The 5376-nt window shown below is 64.2% G+C and carries 4 protein-coding genes and 1 pseudogene; all 5 read right to left on the reverse strand.

Annotation, left to right across the window (positions count from 1 at the left end; translation table 11 throughout):
* Window positions 1-396, reverse strand: a 396-nt coding sequence (locus VFF46_RS25780; RefSeq protein ID WP_325039795.1) for a glycoside hydrolase N-terminal domain-containing protein, incomplete at its 3' end; no start/stop codon positions are given.
* On the reverse strand, window positions 396-2057 hold the full coding sequence (locus VFF46_RS25785; RefSeq protein WP_325039796.1) for an ABC transporter substrate-binding protein: 1662 nt from the start codon (window positions 2055-2057) through the stop codon (window positions 396-398). The genes VFF46_RS25780 and VFF46_RS25785, both read right to left, overlap by 1 nt.
* A 30-nt stretch (window positions 2058-2087) precedes the next feature.
* Window positions 2088-3041: a carbohydrate ABC transporter permease gene (locus tag VFF46_RS25790; RefSeq protein ID WP_325039797.1), complete on the reverse strand. Its 954-nt coding sequence runs from the start codon at window positions 3039-3041 to the stop codon at window positions 2088-2090.
* Window positions 3038-4039: an ABC transporter permease gene (locus tag VFF46_RS25795; RefSeq protein ID WP_325039798.1), complete on the reverse strand. Its 1002-nt coding sequence runs from the start codon at window positions 4037-4039 to the stop codon at window positions 3038-3040. The genes VFF46_RS25790 and VFF46_RS25795 overlap by 4 nt, the downstream gene beginning before the upstream one ends.
* A gap of 481 nt (window positions 4040-4520) precedes the next feature.
* Window positions 4521-5376: pseudogene (locus VFF46_RS25800) on the reverse strand (hypothetical protein); the annotation flags it as partial.

Genomic DNA, 5376 nt, shown 5'->3' on the forward strand with positions numbered 1-5376 from the left:
GACGGCGGCGATCCCGGTCCGCAGATCCAAACTCCTCCGGTAGTCCACAACGCCCGCACCGTCCGCACGGCCGTCACCCGCCCCGGCAGAGATCACCAGATCCGCCAACGGCTGGTACGACTCCACCAGCGGCCCTTGCAGTGCCCGGGTCCGCTCGGTGGCCGCCAGCTGATCACCTTCGTCGAGCAGCAACCGCCGTACGTCGGCCAGCACCGCCGGCCCGTCCGGGACGGTCAGCATGCGCGGACCGTCCCCGGACCAGACGTCGTCGAGGTTGAGCGCGATCCGCTCGTCGGCGACCCGCCCGTACACCTTCGCGCCGAGGTGCCCGTTGCCCAGCGGCAACGCCTCGAACCAGTCCGGTGCAGGGTTACGGAACCACAGGAGGTGAGACACTACTTCGAACCGCTTTTGTACTTGTCGTAGGCCTGCTGGTTGATCTGCAGGTACCGCGGCATCCCGGTGCTGTCGAGTCCCTTCACGTACGCGTCCCAGTCGGTGTCGAGGCTCTTCGACCCGGTGATGAACGCCAACTGGTTCTGGTTGACGTACGTGTTCAGGTTGGTCTGCAGCGTCGCAAGCTCACCACTGAGACTCGGGTCCGGCCACATGAACGCCTGCGGGAACCACTGCGACTTGTCCTCGTGACCCTGGTACTGCTTGGTCGCCTCGAACAGCCGCCGCTCGAGACCGGCGCCGGTGTAGATGTCCTTCGGCACGACCTGCGCGTTCCGGTAGGCCAGCGTGTTGTTGTACTGCGCCAGCGCGCCCCAGTTGATGTTCTTCGGCGGGTTCTGCACCGGGTTGTACAGGGGCTTGGTGCTCGCGTCGAGCGCGACGTCCCCAACCTTCGGCTTGTTCCAGCCGACACCCTCCGGGCCCATCGTGGCGATCATCTGGCCCTGGTCGCTGAAGATGTAGTCGAGCATCTTGATGGCCGCGACCTGGGCCTCCTTGCTGGCCTTGTTGGTCAGCATGAACGTGTAGCCGGTCGACGTCGGGTGGTTGTAGCCGGTGTAGCTCTTCCCCTCCGGACCGGTCAGCGGCGGTACGGCGTCGTACTGCTTGTCGCGCCCGTCCTTGGAGTCCAGCTGGACGAAGATGCCCGGCCAGAGCACCGGCACGGAGCCCAGTACGACGGCCTTCGGGTTGTTGCCCTGGGCCTGCAGCGCCTGCGCGTTCTGGGTGAACGCGGCCTGGTCGATCAGCCCGTCCTTGTAGAGGCCGTGGATGTACTTCAGGCCTTCCTTCCACGCGTCCGAGGTGACCGGCGTGACGACCTTGTCGCCGTTCAGCGTGAGCAGCGACCGGACACCGTTGTTCGCACCGACCGGGTCGTAGGCGAACGCGTTCATCAGGTACGCGATCAGGCTGCTGTCCTGGACGTCGGTGGTCATCGGGATCTCGTCGGCCTTGCCGTTGCCGTTCGGGTCCTTGGTCTTGAACGCCTCGAGCACCTTGCGCAGGTCGTCGGTGGTCTTCGGCACCTGCAGGCCGAGCTTCTTCAGCCAGGTGCTGTTGATCCACAGCTTGTCCGGGTACGTGCAGTGGAAGCAGTCCGCCCACTCCGGCAGCGCGTAGATGTGACCGTCGGGCGCGGTCGCCATCTCCTTGTATTCCTTGTTGGTGTCCAGGACCTTCTGGATGTTCGGCGCGTTGTCCTTGATCAGCTTCTCCAGCGGTACGGCGACGCCCTGCTGGCCGAGCTTGAGCACCTCGGCCTGCGTGAACGCGTCGATCCACGGGATCAGGAAGAACAGGTCCGGGTAGTCGCCGCTGGCCAACGCGATCTGCCGCTTCTCCTTGGCCGGACCGGCGTCGTACGTCGTGGTCTGCCAGCGGAACTGGATCTTGAACTTGTCGCTCATGATCTTGGTGACCGCGTTGGTGTTCAGGTTGGTGCTCTGGTCGGCCGGCGTGAAGGTGTCGATGATCACCTTGCCGTCGGCCGACGTCTCGTTCGCCGCGCCCTTGGACGTCTTGTTCGAGCTGCAGGCGGCCAGGGCGAGCGCGCCGGCTGCTGCCAACGCCACGACCTTGCTCACGGATGAGCGCATTGCGGTGTTCCTTTCCGAAGTGGGCTGAGGTCAGCCCTTGACCGCGCCGACCATCACGCCCTTGGTGAAGTGGCGGGCGACGAACGGGTAGATGACCAGTACGGGCAGGCTCGAGATGACGATGAGCGCGTACTTGAGGACGTTGGCCAGCTGTTGCTGTTCGAGCTGCTGGGCCAGACTCGTCGTGGTGGTGGACCCGGTGAGGGTGTTCAGGATCAGCACGTTCCGGAGCACGATCTGCAACGGGTACAGACTGGGGTCCTTGAGATAGATGAGAGCGTCGAAGTAGCTGTTCCACTGGAAGATCGCGTACATCAGCGCGATCACCGCGATCACCGGCTTGGACAGCGGCAGCACGATCGACCACAGGAACCGCAGGTCGCTGGCGCCGTCGATGGTCGCCGCCTCGTAGAGCTCGTCCGGGATCGTCGAGCGGAAGAACGTCCGCGCGATGATCACCTGCCAGACGCCGATCGCGCTCGGGATCACCATCGCCCAGCGGGTGTTCAGCATCCCGAGGTCCTGGACCACCAGGTACGTCGGGATCAGCCCGCCGGAGAACAGCATCGTGAAGATCAGCACGCTCATGATCACGTTCCGGCCGAAGAACGTCCGGCGCGACAGCGGGTACGCGATCGCGATCGTCAGCGTGACGCTGATCAGGGTGCCGCTGATCGCGTAGATGAACGAGTTCAGGTAGCCCTTCATGATCAGCGGATCGCTGAAGGCCTCCTTGTACGCCCGGATGCTCGGCTCGATCGGCCAGAGCAGGACCTTGCCGGCGCTCACCGCGGACGGGCTGCTGAACGAGTTCGCGATGATGTAGATCAGTGGCACCGCGACCAGGATCAGGGCCAGCCAGAGCATGATCTTCACGCCGGTCAGGAAGATCTTGTCGGTCCGCGTCTCCTCGATCGTGGTGCGCTGCGACTCGTGCCGGCGCGACGACGACGTACGGCGGAATCCTTGCAACGTGACGCTCATGACCAGAGTCCGTTTCCGGTGATGCGCTTGGCGGCGAAGTTCACGCCGAGCAGCAGGAAGAGGTTGATCACCGAGTTGAAGAGCCCGATGGCGGTCGCCATGCTGAAGTCGGCGTTCAGCAGCCCGGTCTTGTAGACGTAGGTGGCGATGATCTCGGACTGCGCGGTGTTCAGCGGGTTCTGCAGCAGGAACGCCTTCTCGAACCCGATCGACATGATGTTGCCGACGCCGAGCACCAGGATGATCACCGCGGTCGGCATGATCCCCGGCAGGTCGACGTGCCGGATCCGCTGCAGCCGGCTGGCGCCGTCGATCCGCGCCGACTCGTGCAGCGCAGGGTCGATCCCGGACAGCGCGGCCAGGTAGATCACCGCGGAGTACCCGGTGGTCTGCCAGACGTCCGACCAGACGTAGATGTGCCGGAAGTAGTTGGGGTTACCCAGGAAGTCGATCTGCGGTACGCCGAACAGCCCGATCGCGTCGTTGACGAACCCGAGCCGCGGCGACAGCACCAGGATCGTCATCGAGACCACGACCACGGTGGAGATGAAGTACGGCGCGTACGTGACCAGCTGGACGGTCTTCTTGAACCGGCCGTTGCGGATCTCGTTCAGCGCGATCGCCAGGATGATCGGGATCGGGAAGCTCGCGAGCACGGTGTAGACCGAGAGCAGGAAGGTGTTCTTCACCAGGGTCCAGAACACCGGGTTCTGGAAGAACAGCTCGAAGTTCTTGAACCCGACCCACGGGCTGCCCCACGGGCCGTCGACCGGGCTGTAGTCCTTGAACGCGATCACCGCGTTCGCGATCGGGACGTACTTGAAGATCACGAAGTACGCGAGCGGGACGACGACCAGCAGGTAGAGCTGCCAGTGCCGCCGCAGACTCCGCCGGGCCTGCGTCCGGCGACTCGTTCGCGGTGGCTTCCGGGCGGCACCCGCTCCCGCTCGCGACGCCGGGGGCGCCGGCGCCGGTTTCACCTCGAAGGTTGCGCTCACTCCGCATCCTTTCCCTCACGCGCTGGAGTGGAACCGATATCCGATAGGATCTCGGGTTTCGCTATCCCGGAGGATGACACAGAACCACCGGGGAGCGGAAGAGTTCCGGCCGCTGTCGATACCGGACGGTGACCGATGCGCCCAGATCCCTTGTCGGCAAAGGGTTTATGAAGTTGCCATAAGCAACTATCTACCCGGCCGACGGCAAATGATCCGATGGCAGGCCATCGGATCCAGGCATACACAGATCCAGCCCGGGGTCGATCTGAGCCGCCGACACCGAACTTCTCCAGAATTTATTTCTTCCGTTAACTATGTGGAAGTGAACCCGCCCACCGCACCCCATGTCAAGACCTGAGGCCGTCTTCGCACCGTCCGCAACACGTGAGAACGCCGGAGGATGTAGTGCTCATCCTCCGGCGTCCACAGCTGCCAGTTTCCGTTCCCCCGCCGAGTCACCATCCCCCGCCGGCGCGGCGGGTTACTTCTTCGCCATGATTTCGGCGCTCTTGGTCTGAGCCTCCGGCCACACGCTGTCATCACGTTTACCGGTCAGGTAGGCCTCGAACAGCGGGACCATGGCGGCCTGCATCTCCGCACCGTTCGGGTACTGCGGGTCGTACTGCAGCACGCCGTGCTGCGCCTGGCCGGAGAACACGCTCAGGTCGACGCCCTTCTTCTGCTCCGACGCGAGCAGCGCTGCCATCGCGTCCGGATTGGAGGGGAAGAAGGACGCACTGTACGTCGCCGCCTTCGTCTGGCACTCCTTCGACTCCTGGTAGGAGATCCACTTCCAGGTGGCGTCCTTGTTCTTGCTGCCGGTCCAGATGACGTTCCCGTTGCTTCCGGCAGTGACGTGCCGCGTGACTCCGTCCGGGCCCAGGACGGTCGGCGCGATGCCGACCTTCGTCCCCTTCAGCGCCGCGAAGGTCGCCGCCTCCCAGGAACCGCCCATCGTCATCGCCACCTTGCCGCTCCCCAACTGCTCGCTGTCGGAAAGCGTGAACAGGTTGTAGCTCGGCGCGTATCCCTTGGCCGCCATCTGCTTGGCCCAGTCCATCGTCTGCACGAAGCGAGGATCGGCGTAATTGAGCTGGGTCGGATGCTTCAGGTCCATCAATCGCCAGCCGGTCGACGCCGCGAACGGATACCACGAGATGTCACCGGACATCTGGTTCGACGCCACGACACCCGAGCCGTACGTCTTGATGTGATTCTTGTCGAACCCCGGCTGATCGCCGCGGACACCCTTGGTGTCGACCGTCAGATGCGCCGCGATCTTCTCGTACGTCCCGCCGTCCTTCGGATTCCAGGTCATCGTCCCGAGATCCTTGGCG

The sequence above is a fragment of the Kribbella sp. genome (assembly GCF_035655035.1).
Classification (GTDB): Bacteria; Actinomycetota; Actinomycetes; order Propionibacteriales; family Kribbellaceae; genus Kribbella.

What these genes read in the sequence shown, in the direction of transcription:
- VFF46_RS25785 (WP_325039796.1), bottom strand. Translation starts at nt 2,057, where the DNA reads ATGCGCTCATCCGTGAGCAAGGTCGTGGCGTTGGCAGCAGCCGGCGCG.
- VFF46_RS25790 (WP_325039797.1), bottom strand. Translation starts at nt 3,041, where the DNA reads ATGAGCGTCACGTTGCAAGGATTCCGCCGTACGTCGTCGTCGCGCCGG.